The organism is Rhizobacter sp. P2_D12 (genome assembly GCF_056404395.1).
This window is the reverse complement of the sequence record NZ_JBFUEB010000027.1, coordinates 1-15993: the sequence shown is the minus strand read 5'-3', so window position 1 is coordinate 15993 and position 15993 is coordinate 1. Positions and strand designations below refer to the sequence as shown.

Sequence of the window (15993 nt, the reverse complement as noted above, 5' to 3'; positions counted from 1 at the left end):
CGCGTTCCTGAGCCGCCCCGTTGACGCTGTCCGCCGCCATGGTCCATGCCGCCAAGCTTGCGCTCGCGCCGCTGCTGGTGTGGCAGGGCGCGCGGGTGCGCCGCGGCGCGCTGCGCCTGCCCGAGGCCGAGGGTCCGCGCGAAGGCGTGGCCGGCACCGGCCGGGTGCGCTTGCGCGTGCTGATCGTGGGCGATTCGTCGGCGGCCGGCGTCGGCGCGCAGACGCAGAGCCAGGCGCTGGCCGGTCGCCTCAGCGAGGCCTTGTCGCAGCGGCTGGGCGGCGCGGTCGTGTGGCAGCTGATGGCGCACACCGGGGACACCACGCGCGATGCGCTGATCGCGGTCGAAAGCGCCGCGCTGCACCCGGCCGACGTGATGGTGACCGCGCTCGGCGTCAACGACGTGGTGTCGCAGGTGCCGGTGCAGCGCTGGCTGCAGCAGCTCGATGAGCTGGACCGCATCGCGGTCGAGCGTGCCGGCGTGCGCCAGATCGTGCACAGCGGCGTGCCGCCGATGCATGCCTTCCCGCTGCTGCCCAATCCGCTGCGCTGGGTGCTGGGGCGCGATGCGCGGCGCTACAACCAGGCGCTGGCCGGCTGGATCAAGCGCTGGCCGGAACGCTGGTGGCTGCCGGTGCCGTTCCAGAACGAGATCGTGTCCGACAGCGTGCTGATGGCCGACGACGGCTTCCATCCCGGGCCCGCGCTGTATGCGCTGTGGGCCGAACAACTGGCCGGCATGATCGCGACGCAGCTGGTGCCGCGCCTGCCCGCCACCACCCCGACGAGGAGACAGATCCCATGACCGCTTCGCTGGCAGGCAAGACCTTGTTCATCACCGGCGCGTCGCGCGGCATTGGCCTGGCGATCGCACGGCGCGCCGCGGCCGACGGCGCGCGCATCGTGATCGCGGCCAAGACCACCGAGAGCAACCCCAAGTTGCCTGGCACCATCCATTCCGCCGCGGCCGAGATCGAGGCCGCCGGCGGGCAGGCGCTGCCGATCCAGACCGACATCCGCGACGAGGCCAGCGTGCTGGCGGCGGTGGAACAGGCGGTGGCGCGCTTCGGCGGCATCGACATCCTGGTCAACAATGCGAGCGCGATCAGCCTGACGCCGACGACGGCGACGCCGATGAAGCGCTTCGACCTGATGTTCGGCGTCAACGTGCGCGGCACCTACCTGGTCACGCAGGCCTGCCTGCCGCATCTGGCGAAGGCGGCGCAGGCGGGGCGCAACCCGCACGTGCTCAACATGTCGCCGCCGCTGTCGATGCGCGAGCGCTGGTTCAGCCCGCACGTGGCGTACACGATGGCCAAGTACGGCATGAGCGAGTGCACGCTGGGGCATGCGGGGGAGTTCCGGCCGCTCGGGATCGGCGTCAACAGCCTGTGGCCGCGCACCGCGATCGCGACCGCGGCGCTGCAGATGATCCCGGGCGTCGACGTCGCGCGCTGCCGCACGCCGCAGATCCTGGCGGATGCGGCGTACCTGGTGCTCACCAGCGATGCGCGGGCGACGACGGGCAACTTCTTCATCGACGACGAGCTGCTGGCGCGGCATGGGGTGACGGATCTGGAGCAGTACAGCGTGACGCCAGGGACGACCGAGTTCGTGCCGGACTTTTTTGTGGATTGATCCCCGGATTGGCATCCGGGCGACACGGCTCGTAGCCCGGATGGGAATCCGGGTCGGCCTTCAACAGGTGCTCAGCCGGTCCCAGGCCAGCCGCGCCGCGGCCAGGTCCCACGCCGCGCTGCCGACGCTCTTGAAGACCACGGGCCGCACGCCGGCGTCCTCGAATACCGACCCGAGTTCGCGCACCTGCGACCAATCGACATCGGCTTGAATGAGGTCCCCCGCCTCGACCCGCGCGCCTGCGTGTTCGTCGACGATCACCACCGCCCGTCGCACCAGCGCCGCCGGCAACTCGCACATCGCCGGCGTGAACGCGCCCACCGCGAACACCCGCACCCCAGGCTGCAACGCTTCCGGAATCACCGCCATCCGGCTCGTCGTCGCGGTGACGATCAGCCCGCAATGGCCTGCTTCGGCGTCGATGTCGTCCACCGGATGCGCCGTCACGCCTTGCGCTGTGAGGGCGGCCACGAGCCCCTCGGCCGACGTGCGCGAGCGTGCAGCGATGCCGATCCATGCCGGGGCCAGCACGGCATCGAAGGCCAGCGCGTGCGCCAGCGCCTGTGCGCCGGCGCCAACGATCAGCAAGCGCTCACCGGCCGGAACCTTCAGCGCCAGCGCCGCGGCCAGTGAAACCGCTGCGGTGCGCCGCCCCGTCAGCGTGACGCCGTCGAACAGCGCCAGCCGCTCGCCGGTCGCGCGGTCCATCAGCAGCACCTCGCCCTGGACGCGCGCGCGGCCGAGACCCGGATTGCCATGGTTCACCGTCACCAGCTTGACGCTCGCGAAATAGTCGTCGCTGGCCGGCATCAGCAGCAGCCTGTCGTCGCCCGACAACGGGAAGCTGCTGCGCAGCGGCGCATGCAGCCGCCCGGCGGCTCGATCCTTCGCGGCGCGGGCGATCGCGTCCGCCAGCGGCCGCCACGGCAGCAGGGCGGCCGTCTGTTCCGCGTCGACCAGCCGCATGCTCACTCTTTCGGGATCACCCGCGGCTGCCCGTCGCGGTCGATCGCGACATAGGTCAGGCTCGCCTCGGTCACCTTGACCACCTTCAGGTCGGCCGGGTTGCGCTCGGCATACACCTCGACGTGCACCGTCACCGACGTGCGGCCGACCCGCTCGACCCGGGCGTAGAAGCTCAGCAGGTCGCCGACCGACACCGCCTGCTTGAAGACGAACTCGTTGACCGCCACCGTGACGATGCGGCCCTTGGCGATGCGCGCCGGCAGCACCGAGCCAGCCAGGTCGACCTGGGCCATGATCCAGCCGCCGAAGATGTCGCCGTTGCTGTTGGCATCCGCCGGCATCGGCATCACCCGCAGGACGAGATCCAGGTCTTTGGGCAAACTCACCTCCTTCGCGGGGGCGGGATCGCTGCTGGGCCGGTCGGGCTGGCTTGAATTCGCACTCATTGGACTTCACCTGTGTCGGGCCCCCGATTCTTTCACGATGCGCTCCCTGTCCTCCCCTTTGCCTGCCACCGACGCGGCGGCGCCTGCCGCGCCGCGCTCCGACCTGGCCACCCTGCGCAAGCTGCTGCCCTACCTGTGGCAGTACCGCTGGCGGGTCTCGATCGCGCTGTCGTTCATGGTCGGCGCCAAGGTCGCCAACGTCGGCGTGCCGCTGCTGCTGAAGCGGCTGGTGGACAGCCTGTCGTTCAAGCCGGGCGACCTGCAGGCGGTGCTGGTGGTGCCGATCGGGCTGCTGGTGGCCTACGGGCTGCTGCGCCTGTCGACCTCGCTGTTCACCGAGCTGCGCGAGCTGATCTTCGCCAAGGCCACCGAAGGCACCGCGCGCAGCATCTCGCTCAACGTGTTCCGCCACCTGCATGCGCTGAGCCTGCGCTTCCACCTCGAGCGCCAGACCGGCGGCATGACGCGCGACATCGAGCGCGGCACGCGCGCGGTGCATTCGCTGATCTCGTACTCGCTCTACAGCATCGTGCCGACGCTGGTGGAGATGGTGCTGGTGCTGTCGCTGCTGGCCGTCAAGTTCGACGCCTGGTTCGCCGGCATCACGCTGGTGGCCCTGGTGGTCTACATCGGCTTCACGATCGTCTTCACCAACTGGCGCACGCAGTTCCGCAAGCAGATGAACGAGCTCGACTCGACGGCGCATTCGCGCGCCATCGACTCGCTGCTGAACTACGAGACGGTCAAGTACTTCAACAACGAGGACTTCGAGGCGAAGCGCTACGACGACAGCCTCGAGAAGCTGCGCCGCGTGGCGCTGAAGTCGCAGACCACGCTGTCGATGCTGAACACCGGCCAGCAGCTGATCATCGCCACCGGCCTGGTCGCGATGCTGTGGCGGGCCACGCAGGGCGTGGTGGGCGGCCACATGACGCTGGGCGACCTGGTGATGATCAACGCCTTCATGATCCAGCTCTACATCCCGCTCAACTTCCTGGGCGTGATCTACCGCGAGATCAAGCAGAGCCTGACCGACCTCGACAAGATGTTCGTGCTGCTGGAGCGCGAGCGCGAGGTGGCCGACGCGCCCGAGGCCTTGCCCTTGCAGGTGCCGCACGGCCACGTGCGCTTCGACCACGTCGACTTCGCCTACGAGCGCGATCGCCTCATCCTGCACGACGTCAGCTTCGAGATCCCGGCCGGCAGGACGGTGGCGGTGGTGGGCCCGTCGGGTTCGGGCAAGAGCACGCTGGCGCGGCTGCTGTACCGCTTCTACGACGTGCAGGGCGGCGTGATCACGATCGACGACCAGGACCTGCGCTCGGTCACCCAGGCGAGCGTGCGGCGGCAGATCGGCATCGTGCCGCAGGACACCGTGCTCTTCAACGACAGCGTCGCCTACAACATCGCCTATGGCCGGCCGGGGGCGAGCCAGGCCGAGGTCGAAGGGGCGGCGCGCGCGGCCCGCATCCACGACTTCATCGTGTCGACGCCCAAGGGCTACGAGACCACGGTGGGCGAGCGCGGCCTGAAGCTGAGCGGCGGCGAGAAGCAGCGCGTCGCGATCGCGCGCACGCTGCTGAAGGATCCGCCGATCATGATCTTCGACGAGGCCACGTCGGCGCTCGATTCGGCCAACGAGCGCGCGATCCAGGCCGAGCTGCAGGGCGTGGCGCGCAACAAGACCGCGCTGGTCATCGCGCACCGGCTGTCCACCGTCGTCGATGCGCACCAGATCCTGGTGATGGAGCAGGGCCGCATCGTCGAACGCGGCACCCACGCCGAGCTGCTGGAGCGCGACGGCCGTTACGCGGACATGTGGCGATTGCAACAGCAGAACGCGCCCGAGGAAGCCACGGCGTGACTTCTTGCCGGCGCCCGTGTGACGCCTGTAGGACAGTCGGGAAAGTTTCTGCGCGACCCGTGAAATACGAGCGTGAAGCGTTCGTCAATTGTGAACAAAAGTTACCGGGCTGGCGAGCACACATCTTGTTGCACTTCTAGAGTCGCGGCACCGATTCACCCACAAGGACGGATGCCATGACTGCTCACAAGACTGCTTCCCTTTTCGCGATGCTGGCGCTGGCCGGCGCGGCTGCGGCCGCCACGCCCGATGCAGCATCGCTGCGCCTGCCCGACGCCAAGGTGGTGTGGGTCGACAACGAGAGTTTCGCCTTCGACACCTGCTCGGCGGCCGGCAGCGAGCATGTGGCGGCGGTGATGGGCACGCTGCGCGACCGTTTGATGGGCGACCTGGGTCCGATGATGCTGAGCAACGGCGTCACGCCGGCGAGCCAGCAGTTCGTCACGCTGACGCCGGTGGAAGGCGGGCAGAACTGCAACACGCTGGCCAGCCGCGTGGTGTTCCGCGTCTCGGGCGTGAGCAAGAAGTCGGGTGGCGTGTGGAGCGCCGACGTCGTCGCACAGACGGCCGGCCCGACGGCGGATTCGCGCCAGGCGTCGACGCAACTCGTGAACGACCTCGTGCATGAGTTGGATGTCACCCTGAGCAGCAAGTGAGGGACGATCCCCGGATTGGCATCCGGGCTACCAGTGTTCGTACCCCGGATGCCAATCCGGGATCTCCGCACCAAGCCGCTGGTTCGGCGAAGGCGCCGATGGCGCCCCCCAACCCCTCGCTACACTCCCGCCCGTGGAAACCAAGTGGCTTGAAGACTTCGTCAGCCTGGCCGAGACGCGCAGCTTCTCGCGTTCGGCCCAGATGCGGCACGTGACGCAACCGGCGTTCTCGCGCCGCATCCAGGCGCTCGAGGCCTGGGCCGGGCTGGACCTGGTCGACCGCTCGTCGTACCCGACCCGCCTGACGCCCGCCGGCGAGACCTTCCATTCGCAGGCGCTCGACATCCTCGGCGCGCTGCAGACCACCCGCAACATGATGCGCAGCCACCAGGTGGCGGGCCAGGACATGATCGAGTTCGCGGTGCCGCACTCGCTCGCGTTCAGCTTCTTCCCGCACTGGGTGATGGACCTGCGCAAGCGCTTCGGCGCGCTGAAGAGCCGCCTCATCGCGCTCAACGTGCACGACGCGGTGATGCAGCTCACCGAAGGCAGCTGCGACCTGCTGATCGCCTACCACCACCCGTCGCAGCCGCTGCAGCTCAACCCGGACCGCTACGAGATGCTGAGCCTCGGCCACGAGACGCTCGCCTGCTACGCCAAGGCCGATGCGCAGGGCCAGCCGATGTTCCGCCTGCCCGGCGGCCCCGGCGAGCGCGTGCCCTTCCTCAGCTACGCGGCCGGCGCCTACCTCGGACGCATGGTCGAGCAGATCGTCAAGCTCGCGCCGGCCCCGCTGCAGCTCGACCCCATCTACGAGACCGACATGGCCGAAGGCCTGAAGGCGATGGCGCTCGAAGGCCATGGCCTTGCTTTCCTGCCGGTCAGCTCGGTCAAGAAGGAGCTGAAGAGCCGCCGCCTGGTGCGCGCGTCCGACCCGGAGACGCTGGAGCTGACGATGGAAGTGCGCATCTACCGCGAACTGCCCGACATGGCACGCCACAACCACAAGCCCGGCGCGCAGGCGCTGTGGGATTTCCTGCGCGACTCGAAACGCTGACGCTGAATCTGGGAGCCGCGGCCACGGGGTTTTCCCTGGGCACCCCATGCAATCGGTGCATGGCCGCCCCGCGAATCCGCATTGGCATTGCGCTGCGCTCACGCATAGAGTGCGCGCCCAGGCACACTCGTGTGTTGCCGGCACCCCGTGCGACCGGTCCCTGAAACCCACACCGCTCACAAGGCTGGTGGCATGAAGGTTGCGAGATTCCATCCATGAAGTACCCGACCCGCATCGAATCAGCCCCCCGTCGATCCGCCTTGCTGGCGGGTGCTTCGCTGCTGCTCGTGGCCGCCGCGCTGATGGCGGCCGCGTTGTCCGCGAAGGCCGCGCCGCCGGCCATCGCGCCGGTGCCCACCGGCCCGGTGCTCGACCACATCCGGCAGACCGGCAAGATCGTCATCGCGCACCGCGAGTCGTCGGTGCCGTTCTCGTACCTCGATGCCGACAAGAAGCCGGTGGGCTATGCGGTCGACCTGTGCCTGAAGCTGGCCGAGGCGGTGCGCAAGCGGCTGGACATGAAGACCATCACGCCGGAGTACCTGCTGGTGACCGCCGGCAACCGCATCCAGATGGTGGCCGAGGGCAAGGCCGACCTCGAATGCGGCTCCACCACCAACAACGCCGAGCGCCGCCAGAAGGTGGCCTTCACGATCCCGCACTACATCACCGGCGCGCGCTACATGGTGCTGGCCGACAGCCCGATCTCCGAGCTGCCGATGTTCGAGGGCAAGAAGCTGGTGTCGACCAAGGGCACCACGCCGCTGAAGGAAGTCGACCGCGCCAACCGCGAGCGCCTGCTGCGCATCACCGTGCTCGAGGCGCCCGAGCATGCCAAGGCGATGCAGATGGTGCTGGCCGGCGAGGCCGACGGCTTCGTGATGGACGACGTGCTGCTGTACGGCCTGATCGCGTCGAGCGCCGACCCGGCCAAGCTGAAGGTGGTGGGCAAGTTCCTGACCATCGAGCCGCTCGCGATCATGATGCGCAAGGACGATCCCGAGTTCAAGAAGATCTGCGACGAGGAGATGAAGCGGCTGATCTACAGCCGCGAGGCCTACGCCGTCTACGATCGCTGGTTCAGCAAGCCGATCCCGCCGAAGAACCTGCCGCTGAACCTGCCGATGAACTACCTGCTGCGCGACTTCTGGAAGTACCCGTCGGACCAGGTGCCGGGTTGAAGACCTGACGCATGTCCCGGGTCTACGTGGAACTGCGTAGGCCTTGCATCCCTAGAATTTCGTTGTGGGTGGGTTCCACCATCCCGTTTCCAACCTGAAGGAGATCGTATGAAAAAAGCATGGCTGAGCGCCGCCGTCCTGTTGGCCGTCGCGGGCATCGCGCAGGCACAGCAGAGCGACACGCTGAAGAAGATCAAGGACAGCGGCACCGTGACCATGGGCGTGCGCGAGTCGTCCGGGGCCCTGGCCTACACGCTGGGCGACGGCAAGTACGCCGGCTTCCACTACGACGTCTGCCAGAAGGTGCTGGCCGACGTGCAGAAGCAGCTGGGCCTGGCCAAGCTGGACATCAAGTACCAGCCGGTCACGTCGCAGAACCGCATCCCGCTGGTGCAGAACGGCACCGTCGACATCGAGTGCGGCTCGACCACCAACAACGCGACGCGCCAGAAGGACGTCGCCTTCGCCGTCACGACCTACGTCGAGGAAGTGCGCATCGCGGTGAAGGCCAACTCGGGCATCACCGCCATCGCACAACTGGCCGGCAAGACGGTGGCCACCACCACCGGCACCACGTCGGTCCAGACGCTGCGCAAGCATGAGCGCGCCACCGGCCTCGACTTCAAGGAAGTGTTCGGCAAGGACCACGCCGACAGCTTCCTGCTGCTCGAATCCGGCCGTGCCGATGCCTTCGTGATGGACGGCCAGATCCTGGCCGGCAACATCTCGCGCGCCAAGAATCCGGCCGACTTCAAGATCGTCGGCGAGGTGCTGAGCGTCGAGCCGATCGCGATCATGCTGCGCAAGGACGACCCGGCCTTCAAGAAGGCGGTCGACGACAGCATCAAGGCGCAGATCAAGTCGGGCGACCTGGCCAAGACCTACGACAAGTGGTTCAACCAGCCGATCCCGCCGAGCAACACGAAGGTCGGCCTGCCGCTGTCGGACGCCACCAAGGCGGCCTGGGCGAACCCGAACGACAAGCCGATGGAAGACTACGCCAAGAAGTAAGGCGCGGTCGGCGATGGCTCGGGACTGAGGTAAGCCCTAGCGCCGCTGGGCGCGACACTTGCTTACAGTCCCCCCAGCGCGGCGCAGGGTGACCCGCGTCGCGCTTTTTCTTGGGGCAGCGCAAAGGTGGTGCGACCCCTCACAAGAATTGGAGCAATGCCTTGGGCAAGTGGGACTGGCAGGTATTCCTGCAAGACACGGGGGGCGGGCAGACCTACCTGGAATGGTTGATGTCTGCCTGGGGCTGGACGCTGTCGGTGGCATCGCTGTCGCTGCTGGTGGCGTTGCTGGTGGGTTCCTTGATGGGCATCCTGCGCACGGTGCCGAGCAAGACGCTGGTGTTCATCGGCAATGCGTGGACCGAGCTGTTCCGCAACATCCCGCTGCTGGTGCAGGTGTTCCTCTGGTACCACGTGATCCCGTCGCTCTTCCTGAGCCTGCGTGCGATCCCGAGCTTCGTGCTGGTGGTGTTCGCGCTCGGCTTCTTCACGTCGGCGCGCGTGTCCGAGCAGGTGAAGGCGGGCATCCAGGCGCTGCCCAAGGGCCAGCGCTATGCGGGCCTCGCGATGGGGCTGACGCTGCCGCAGACCTACCGCTACGTGCTGCTGCCGATGGCCTTCCGCATCGTCATCCCGCCGCTCACCAGCGAGTCGATGAACATCATCAAGAACTCGTCGGTGGCGTTCGCGGTGAGCATCTCCGAGATGACGATGTTCGCGATGCAGGCGCAGGAGGAAACCTCGCGCGGCATCGAGGTCTACCTGGCCGTGACCGGGCTGTACTTCATTTCCGCGTTCGCGATCAACCGCCTGGCCCTGTTCATCGAGAACCGGGTGCAGGTGCCCGGCATGATCGGGGGTGGCAAATGAACCTCGACTTTGCCTTCCTGAACTGGAACGTCGTCTCCGCGTTCATTGCCAAGGGCATGATCTTCTCGGTGCAGCTGACGCTGGTCGCGATGATCGGCGGCATCGCGCTGGGCACGCTGCTCGCGCTGATGCGGCTGTCGGGCAAGAAGTGGCTGGTGCTGCCGGCGGCGTTCTACGTGAACACGCTGCGCTCGATCCCGCTGGTGATGGTGATCCTGTGGTTCTTCCTGCTGATCCCGCTGCTGATCGGCCGGCCGATGGGCGCCGAGCTGTCGGCCATCATCACCTTCACGGTGTTCGAGGCCGCCTACTACTCGGAGATCATGCGGGCCGGCATCCAGAGCGTGCCGCGCGGGCAGGTGTATGCCGGCTATGCGGTGGGCATGACCTACCGCCAGACCATGCAGCTGATCGTGCTGCCGCAGGCCTTCCGCAACATGCTGCCGGTGCTGCTGACGCAGACCATCATCCTGTTCCAGGACACGTCGCTGGTGTATGCGATCGGCGCGTACGACCTGCTGAAGGGCTTCGAGGTGGCCGGCAAGAACTTCAACCGCCCGGTCGAGACCTACCTGGTCGCCGCCGTCGTCTACTTCGTGATCTGCTTCAGCCTGTCGATGCTGGTTCGTCGCCTGCAGAAGAAGATCGCCATCATCCGCTGAACCCGGGGATTTCCCATGATCAAGATCAACAACGTTTCCAAGTGGTACGGCAGCTTCCAGGTGCTGACCGATTGCACGACCAGCATCGCCAAGGGCGAGGTGGTCGTGGTGTGCGGCCCGTCGGGTTCGGGCAAGTCGACGCTGATCAAGACGGTGAACGCGCTGGAGCCGATCCAGAAGGGCGACATCGTGGTCGACGGCATCTCGATCTCCGACCCGAAGACCAACCTGCCGAAGCTGCGCAGCCGGGTCGGCATGGTGTTCCAGCATTTCGAGCTGTTCCCGCACCTGACGGTGACCGAGAACCTGACGCTGGCGCAGATCAAGGTGCTGGAGCGCAAGCCCGAAGAGGCCAAGGTGCGCGGCCTGAAGATGCTCGAGCGCGTGGGGCTGAGCGGGCACAAGGACAAGTTCCCAGGCCAGCTGTCGGGCGGCCAGCAGCAGCGCGTGGCGATCGCCCGCGCGCTCAGCATGGACCCGATCGTGATGCTGTTCGACGAGCCGACCTCGGCGCTCGACCCCGAGATGGTGGGCGAGGTGCTGGACGTGATGGTGCAGCTGGCCAACGAGGGCATGACGATGATGTGCGTCACGCACGAGATGGGCTTCGCGAAGAAGGTCAGCAACCGCGTGATCTTCATGGACGCCGGCAAGATCGTCGAGGACTGCACGAAGGAGAGCTTCTTCGGGAATCCGGAAGAGCGTTCGCCTCGCGCCAAGGATTTCCTGTCGAAGATTCTTCAGCACTGAATCGCGTCGGCGCGCGCGGGCGAAGGCGCGGGCGGGCAGGCTGGGGCGCGCCGGATGGGGCGGTCATCGCCCTGGCGGGCGATGACTGCCCTGCGCTGCCTGCTTTCAAGGCCCGTCGCCGAAACTCCCGCCGCTCGCTTCGCTCGCTGTGGTCAAACAGTCGGCGACAAGTCAGATCACGATCGCGCTTCGCGCGGGGCCATGAAAGCAGCCAGCTCCGGCGCCCCCTCCTGATTGGCGCGCCCCAGCCTGCCCGCCCGCGCCTTCGCCGAACCAGTGGCTTGGTGCGGAGATCCCGGATTGGCATCCGGGCTACCCAGTGTTCGTAGCCCGGATGCCAATCCGGGACAGAGCAAGCGCCCCATCAAGCTACGCGCCAGGGAACTGGCTTTGCCAGGCCCCTGGCGTGGCGCCTGCCGCCAGAGGCGTCAGGCGTTCGTGCCGTCCAAGTCCGCGCAGGCGGACTTGGAGCCGCGGCACTCACCCCCTCGGGGGCAGGAGCGATAGCGACTGGGGGGCTCTACAAATTCTGGTGGAGGCAGAGGATGTTGCCTTCCGGGTCCTCGAACCACGCCGCCTTCTCCGAGCCGAGCACGCAGACATGGTCGGTGGTCTTCAGCCCGGGCAGGTCGTAGTCGGCGAACTGCACGCCGCGCGCTGACAGCTCGGCGACTGCCGTCCCGATCTCGTCGACCTGGAAGCTCAGCGCCGTGTGCTGCGCCTTCGTGCCCTCGGGTTTCGGAAACAGCGCGATCTCGGTGCCGCCGCAGCGGTAGACGAACTTGCCATCCGGCTTGCCGCCCACCACCGGCAGCCCCAGCACCGTCTCGTAGAACCGGCGCGCCCGGTCCATGTCCTTGACCGGCAGGATGCAGGTGGCGTGCGTGCTCGGGAACGGGGTGTTCATCGCAATCTCCTCGAGCGCCCTTGCAGGGAGGGGCGGCACAACCTAGTCTAGGCGTCCGCGCGGCAGGGCAATGAGAAAATCGACGGATGACCGATTCCCTGACCCTCACCCGCCCCGACGACTGGCACCTGCACCTGCGCGACGGCGCCGCACTCGCCGCGGTGCTGCCCGACACCGCCCGCCAGTTCGCGCGCGCGATCGTGATGCCCAACCTGCGCCCGCCGGTCACCACCGCGGCCCAGGCCGTGGCCTACCGCGAGCGCATCCTCGCGGCGCTGCCCGACGGCGCGGCCTTCGAGCCGCTGATGACGCTGTACCTGACCGACCTGCTGCCGCCCGATGAAATCAAGCGGGCCAAGGACGCCGGCGTCGTCGCCGTCAAGCTCTACCCAGCCGGTGCCACCACCAACAGCGATGCCGGCGTGACCGACCTGCGCAAGACCCACAAGACCCTCGAAGCGATGCAGCGCGAAGGCCTGCTGCTGCTGGTGCACGGCGAGGTCACCGACCCGGCGGTCGACGTGTTCGACCGCGAGGCCGTCTTCATCGACAGCGTGATGCAGCCGCTGCGCCGCGATTTCCCCGAACTCAAGGTGGTGTTCGAGCACATCACCACGCGCGAGGCGGCGCAGTACGTCGCGCAGGCCGACGCGCACACCGCCGCCACCGTCACCGCGCACCACCTGCTGTACAACCGCAACGCGATCTTCCAGGGCGGCTTGCGGCCGCACTACTACTGCCTGCCCGTGCTCAAGCGCGAAGTGCACCGCCAGGCGCTGGTGCAGGCCGCCACCTCGGGCAGCGCGAAATTCTTCCTCGGCACCGACAGCGCCCCGCATGCGTCGCAGATGAAGGAACAGTCGGTGTGCGGCGCCGGCTGCTACACCGCGCTGTCGGCGCTGGAGCTGTATGCCGAGGCCTTCGAGGCCGCGGGCGCGCTCGACAGGCTCGAAGCCTTCGCCAGCTTCAACGGGCCGGCCTTCTACGGCCTGCCCCGCAACACGCAGCGCGTGACGCTGCGCCGCGAAAGCTGGACACTCCCCGAGTCCCTGCCGTTCGGCGAGGCCCGTCTGAAGCCGCTGCGCGGCGGCGAGACGCTGAACTGGAAACTGGAGACCGCATGACCCTGCTCGACAAGCCCGCTCGCATCGCCCTGCTGATCGATGCCGACAACTCGCCCGCCAGCAAGATCGACGTGATCCTGGCCGAGCTGGCCAAGGTGGGCGTCGCGAACATCCGGCGCGCCTATGGCAACTGGAAGAAGGACGGGCTGAAGGGCTGGGAGGCGGTGCTGCACGAGTACGCGATCCGGCCGGTGCAGCAGTTCGACTACAGCAAGGGCAAGAACGCGACCGACATGGGCATGGTCATCGAGGCGATGGACCTGCTCTACACCGACCAGCCCGACGCCTTCGGCATCGTCTCGTCCGACAGCGACTTCACGCCGCTGGTGATGCACCTGAAGGCCAAGGGCGCGCTGGTCTATGGCTTCGGCGCGAAGAAGACGCCGATGCCGTTCGTCAACGCCTGCTCGCGCTTCCTGTACCTCGAGAACCTCGGGCAGGTGGTAGGCGACGTGGCCGAAGCCGAGGCGCCGACCAAGGCCGCGAAGGCCAAGCCGGCCGCGGGGCGCAAGACGCGGGGCGGCGGCAAGGCCGAGGCCAAGGTCGAACCCGCACCGCCCGCGGCCGAGCCGGCGGCCCCGCTGCGCCAGGACACCGCGGCGCTGAAGCAGGATGCGCGGCTGGTCTCGCTGTTGCGCAATGCGGCCGAATCGGCGGCCGGCGAGGACGGCTGGTCGGCGCTGGGCGCCGTGGGCCAGCAGATCGGCAACCAGGCCTCGTTCGACCCGCGCAACTACGGCTACCGCAAGCTGATCGACCTGATCGAGGCGACGCAACTGTTCGAACTGGACCGGCGCGGCAGCCAGGTGGTGCTGCGCGACAAGCGCCTGGCCAGGAGCAGGGGATAATCCCCCGGTGAAGCGGACCAGACCGCCGCTGGTGCAAGGCCCGAAAGGGCGCACTGGAGGAAGGTCCGGACTGCACAGGGCAGCGTAGCAGCCAACGGCTGTCCACCGCGAGGTGAGGATCAGAGCAACAGAGACGAGTCGCTGCATCGGCCGCAAGGCCGGCGCAGCGGGTGAAACGGGCAATCTCTACGCGCAGCAATACCAAATAGGCACACGTTGATTCGGCCCGAGGAGTGTGCGGGTAGGTAGCACCGAGCCGGGCAGCGATGCCCGGCCCAGAGGAATGGCGGTCACGGCTCTCGATTCGCAAGGATCGGGGGACGCACAGAATCCGGCCTATCGGTCCGCTTCACACTATCTCCCGGATTGGCATCCGGGCTACAGGACTGGGGGCCCATGAATCCCGACGCACAACAACTCTGGCGCGCACCGCGCTGGGCCTTGGCCGCCTTGCTTGCCTGCCTCGGCATGCTCGGCCCCTTCTCGATCGACACCTACCTGCCGGCCTTCACCGGCATCGCGCAATCCATCGGCGCGACACCGGTCGAGATGCAGCAGACACTGTCGGCCTACCTGTTCGGCTTCGCGGTGATGAACCTGTTCCATGGCGCGCTGTCCGACAGCCTCGGCCGCCGCCCTGTCGTGCTGTGGGGCATTGCGGTCTTCACGCTGGCGTCGGCCGGCTGCGCCATGTCGCAGCACATCGGTGCGCTGGTGTTCTTCCGCGCGCTGCAAGGCATGTCGGCCGGTGCCGGCATCGTGGTCTCGCGCGCGGTGATCCGCGACATGTTCCCGCCCGCCGACGCCCAGCGTGTGATGTCGCAGGTGACGATCTATTTCGGCATCGCGCCCGCCATCGCACCGATGGTCGGCGGCTTCCTGTTCGTGCACGTCGGCTGGCACGCGATCTTCTGGTTCCTCACTGCCGTCGGCATCGCGCTGTGGATCGGCAACTGGCGGCTGCTGCCCGAGACGCTGCACGCGTCGCAGAAGCAGCCGTTCAACGTGCGCCACCTGATGCGCGGCTACCTGCAGCTGGGCGCCAACCCGCGCTTCCTGATGCTGGCGCTGGCCAGCGGCATCCCGTTCAACGGCATGTTCCTGTACGTGCTGTCGGCGCCGGTGTTCCTCGGCGACCACCTGCACCTGCACCCCGGCCAGTTCTTCTGGTTCTTCCTGATGACCATCAGCGGCATCATGGGCGGCGCCTGGTTCTCCGGCCGGCTGGCCGGGCGCATCAAGCCGCACCACCAGATCCGCCACGGCTTCCTGATCATGCTGGTGGTGTCGGTCGTCAACCTGGCGCTGAACCTGCTGTTCACGCCGAATGCCTGGTGGGCGCTGCTGCCGATCGGCATCTTCGCATTCGGCTGGGCGCTGATGGTGCCGGTGGTCACGCTGATGACGCTCGACCTGGTGCCCGAGCGGCGCGGCATGGCCTCGTCGTTCCAGGCCTGCATCGGCAGCCTGGCGAACGGCTTCGTGGCCGGCGTGATCGCGCCGCTGGTGATGCATTCCACGGTCTGGCTGGCCACCGCCTCGCTGCTGATGATGAGCATCGGCGTCTTTGCGTGGATCTGGGTCAAGCCGCGCGTCGTGGTGAAGCTCAAGCCGGCCGCCTGACGGCCGATATCGCGGCAGGCGCCCCGAGTTCCGGCGGCGCGCGTGGAGCGTTCCCATGTTCATCCTGTCCTGCCGCGTCGCCGTGGTCTCCGCCTGCCTGGGCCTGTGCGCCATCCCGTCGCTGGCCTCCGATGTGCATGCGCCGGACCCGCGCAACTCGCCGGCCAAGCCGATGAAGGATGCCGAGGCCGACAAGGCGCCTGCGCCGAAGGCGAAGGCGCGCGGTTTCGAAGACCCGATGGACCGCTTGCGCCAGCGCCTGGCCGAGAAGCTGGGCGCGCAGCAGAGCGAGCCGGCCAACCCCGACGTGGTGCGGGTCGTCAGCCGCCCCGGCACGCCGGCGACCGCGCCGGTGCGTTCGGCGGCCCCGCAGTCCGGTGGCGGCGGCAGTGC

The 15993-nt window shown here is 67.8% G+C and carries 16 protein-coding genes, 1 other RNA gene and 1 pseudogene; 15 read left to right on the top strand and 3 right to left on the bottom strand.

Annotated features, from left to right (window positions below):
* Positions 1 to 20: 20 nt before the first annotated feature.
* Together AC1DYN_RS11600 and AC1DYN_RS11595 are read left to right on the top strand one after the other, a co-directional pair.
* Positions 21 to 803: an SGNH/GDSL hydrolase family protein gene (locus tag AC1DYN_RS11600; protein ID WP_477959506.1), complete on the top strand. Its 783-nt coding sequence runs from the start codon at positions 21 to 23 to the stop codon at positions 801 to 803.
* The gene (locus tag AC1DYN_RS11595) at positions 800 to 1636 is read left to right on the top strand and encodes an SDR family oxidoreductase (RefSeq protein ID WP_477959504.1); all 837 of its coding nucleotides are present in this window, start codon (positions 800 to 802) and stop codon (positions 1634 to 1636) included. Before AC1DYN_RS11600 ends, AC1DYN_RS11595 begins: the two co-directional genes overlap by 4 nt.
* Before the next feature lie 60 nt (positions 1637 to 1696).
* Here the strand turns inward: AC1DYN_RS11595 and AC1DYN_RS11590 are convergent, their stop codons facing one another.
* Together AC1DYN_RS11590 and AC1DYN_RS11585 are read right to left on the bottom strand one after the other, a co-directional pair.
* Complete coding sequence (locus tag AC1DYN_RS11590; RefSeq protein WP_477959502.1) at positions 1697 to 2602, bottom strand: delta(1)-pyrroline-2-carboxylate reductase family protein; 906 nt, start codon at positions 2600 to 2602, stop codon at positions 1697 to 1699.
* A gap of 2 nt (positions 2603 to 2604) precedes the next feature.
* Entirely contained in the window at positions 2605 to 2949 is a 345-nt protein-coding gene (locus AC1DYN_RS11585) for an acyl-CoA thioesterase (RefSeq protein ID WP_477959591.1), read from the bottom strand.
* A gap of 136 nt (positions 2950 to 3085) precedes the next feature.
* Here AC1DYN_RS11585 and AC1DYN_RS11580 point away from each other — a divergent pair, with 136 nt between their 5' ends.
* The 8 genes from AC1DYN_RS11580 (at position 3086) to AC1DYN_RS11545 (ending at position 11098) form a co-directional block, all read left to right on the top strand.
* Positions 3086 to 4912 (top strand): ABCB family ABC transporter ATP-binding protein/permease, encoded by a 1827-nt coding sequence (locus tag AC1DYN_RS11580; protein ID WP_477959500.1) that lies wholly within the window; start codon positions 3086 to 3088, stop codon positions 4910 to 4912.
* 176 nt (positions 4913 to 5088) lie between these two features.
* On the top strand, positions 5089 to 5568 hold the full coding sequence (locus tag AC1DYN_RS11575; protein WP_477959498.1) for a hypothetical protein: 480 nt from the start codon (positions 5089 to 5091) through the stop codon (positions 5566 to 5568).
* Between the two features lie 133 nt (positions 5569 to 5701).
* The gene (locus AC1DYN_RS11570) at positions 5702 to 6625 is read left to right on the top strand and encodes a LysR substrate-binding domain-containing protein (protein ID WP_477959496.1); all 924 of its coding nucleotides are present in this window, start codon (positions 5702 to 5704) and stop codon (positions 6623 to 6625) included.
* A 302-nt stretch (positions 6626 to 6927) separates the two neighbouring features.
* Positions 6928 to 7806: an amino acid ABC transporter substrate-binding protein gene (locus AC1DYN_RS11565; RefSeq protein ID WP_477959589.1), complete on the top strand. Its 879-nt coding sequence runs from the start codon at positions 6928 to 6930 to the stop codon at positions 7804 to 7806.
* A gap of 108 nt (positions 7807 to 7914) precedes the next feature.
* Positions 7915 to 8817 carry a transporter substrate-binding domain-containing protein gene (locus AC1DYN_RS11560; RefSeq protein WP_477959495.1) on the top strand — a complete coding sequence of 301 codons (903 nt, stop codon included), beginning with the start codon at positions 7915 to 7917 and terminating at the stop codon, positions 8815 to 8817.
* A 161-nt stretch (positions 8818 to 8978) separates the two neighbouring features.
* Positions 8979 to 9686 carry an amino acid ABC transporter permease gene (locus AC1DYN_RS11555; RefSeq protein ID WP_477959494.1) on the top strand — a complete coding sequence of 236 codons (708 nt, stop codon included), beginning with the start codon at positions 8979 to 8981 and terminating at the stop codon, positions 9684 to 9686.
* Positions 9683 to 10348, top strand: coding sequence for an amino acid ABC transporter permease (locus tag AC1DYN_RS11550; RefSeq protein WP_477959493.1), 666 nt, complete (start codon positions 9683 to 9685; stop codon positions 10346 to 10348). Before AC1DYN_RS11555 ends, AC1DYN_RS11550 begins: the two co-directional genes overlap by 4 nt.
* A 15-nt stretch (positions 10349 to 10363) precedes the next feature.
* Entirely contained in the window at positions 10364 to 11098 is a 735-nt protein-coding gene (locus tag AC1DYN_RS11545; RefSeq protein ID WP_477959492.1) for an amino acid ABC transporter ATP-binding protein, read from the top strand.
* A gap of 520 nt (positions 11099 to 11618) precedes the next feature.
* Here AC1DYN_RS11545 and AC1DYN_RS11540 read toward each other — a convergent pair.
* Positions 11619 to 12005: a VOC family protein gene (locus tag AC1DYN_RS11540; protein WP_477959490.1), complete on the bottom strand. Its 387-nt coding sequence runs from the start codon at positions 12003 to 12005 to the stop codon at positions 11619 to 11621.
* Between the two features lie 86 nt (positions 12006 to 12091).
* On the opposite strand from AC1DYN_RS11540, the gene pyrC reads away from it, so the two are divergent.
* From pyrC to AC1DYN_RS11515, 5 genes and pseudogenes are all read left to right on the top strand, one after another.
* Positions 12092 to 13129 (top strand): dihydroorotase, encoded by a 1038-nt coding sequence (pyrC, locus tag AC1DYN_RS11535; protein ID WP_477959488.1) that lies wholly within the window; start codon positions 12092 to 12094, stop codon positions 13127 to 13129.
* Positions 13126 to 13977, top strand: coding sequence for an NYN domain-containing protein (locus tag AC1DYN_RS11530; RefSeq protein WP_477959486.1), 852 nt, complete (start codon positions 13126 to 13128; stop codon positions 13975 to 13977). Before pyrC ends, AC1DYN_RS11530 begins: the two co-directional genes overlap by 4 nt.
* 9 nt (positions 13978 to 13986) lie before the next feature.
* Positions 13987 to 14332, top strand: an RNA gene (rnpB, locus tag AC1DYN_RS11525) — RNase P RNA component class A.
* Positions 14333 to 14373: 41 nt separating this feature from the next.
* A complete protein-coding gene (locus tag AC1DYN_RS11520) occupies positions 14374 to 15600 on the top strand; it encodes a multidrug effflux MFS transporter (RefSeq protein ID WP_477959484.1) in 1227 nt (408 codons plus the stop codon).
* Between the two features lie 55 nt (positions 15601 to 15655).
* Positions 15656 to 15993: pseudogene (locus AC1DYN_RS11515) on the top strand (hypothetical protein); the annotation flags it as partial.

Excerpts from the sequence above, each read along its gene's own strand:
- AC1DYN_RS11590 (WP_477959502.1), bottom strand. The coding sequence starts at position 2,602 with ATGCGGCTGGTCGACGCGGAACAGACGGCCGCCCTGCTGCCGTGGCGG.
- AC1DYN_RS11560 (WP_477959495.1), top strand. The coding sequence starts at position 7,915 with ATGAAAAAAGCATGGCTGAGCGCCGCCGTCCTGTTGGCCGTCGCGGGC.
- AC1DYN_RS11575 (WP_477959498.1), top strand. The coding sequence starts at position 5,089 with ATGACTGCTCACAAGACTGCTTCCCTTTTCGCGATGCTGGCGCTGGCC.
- AC1DYN_RS11530 (WP_477959486.1), top strand. The coding sequence starts at position 13,126 with ATGACCCTGCTCGACAAGCCCGCTCGCATCGCCCTGCTGATCGATGCC.
- AC1DYN_RS11520 (WP_477959484.1), top strand. The coding sequence starts at position 14,374 with ATGAATCCCGACGCACAACAACTCTGGCGCGCACCGCGCTGGGCCTTG.
- AC1DYN_RS11585 (WP_477959591.1), bottom strand. The coding sequence starts at position 2,949 with ATGCCGATGCCGGCGGATGCCAACAGCAACGGCGACATCTTCGGCGGC.
- AC1DYN_RS11595 (WP_477959504.1), top strand. The coding sequence starts at position 800 with ATGACCGCTTCGCTGGCAGGCAAGACCTTGTTCATCACCGGCGCGTCG.
- AC1DYN_RS11550 (WP_477959493.1), top strand. The coding sequence starts at position 9,683 with ATGAACCTCGACTTTGCCTTCCTGAACTGGAACGTCGTCTCCGCGTTC.
- AC1DYN_RS11540 (WP_477959490.1), bottom strand. The coding sequence starts at position 12,005 with ATGAACACCCCGTTCCCGAGCACGCACGCCACCTGCATCCTGCCGGTC.
- pyrC (WP_477959488.1), top strand. The coding sequence starts at position 12,092 with ATGACCGATTCCCTGACCCTCACCCGCCCCGACGACTGGCACCTGCAC.
- AC1DYN_RS11545 (WP_477959492.1), top strand. The coding sequence starts at position 10,364 with ATGATCAAGATCAACAACGTTTCCAAGTGGTACGGCAGCTTCCAGGTG.
- AC1DYN_RS11565 (WP_477959589.1), top strand. The coding sequence starts at position 6,928 with ATGGCGGCCGCGTTGTCCGCGAAGGCCGCGCCGCCGGCCATCGCGCCG.
- AC1DYN_RS11580 (WP_477959500.1), top strand. The coding sequence starts at position 3,086 with ATGCGCTCCCTGTCCTCCCCTTTGCCTGCCACCGACGCGGCGGCGCCT.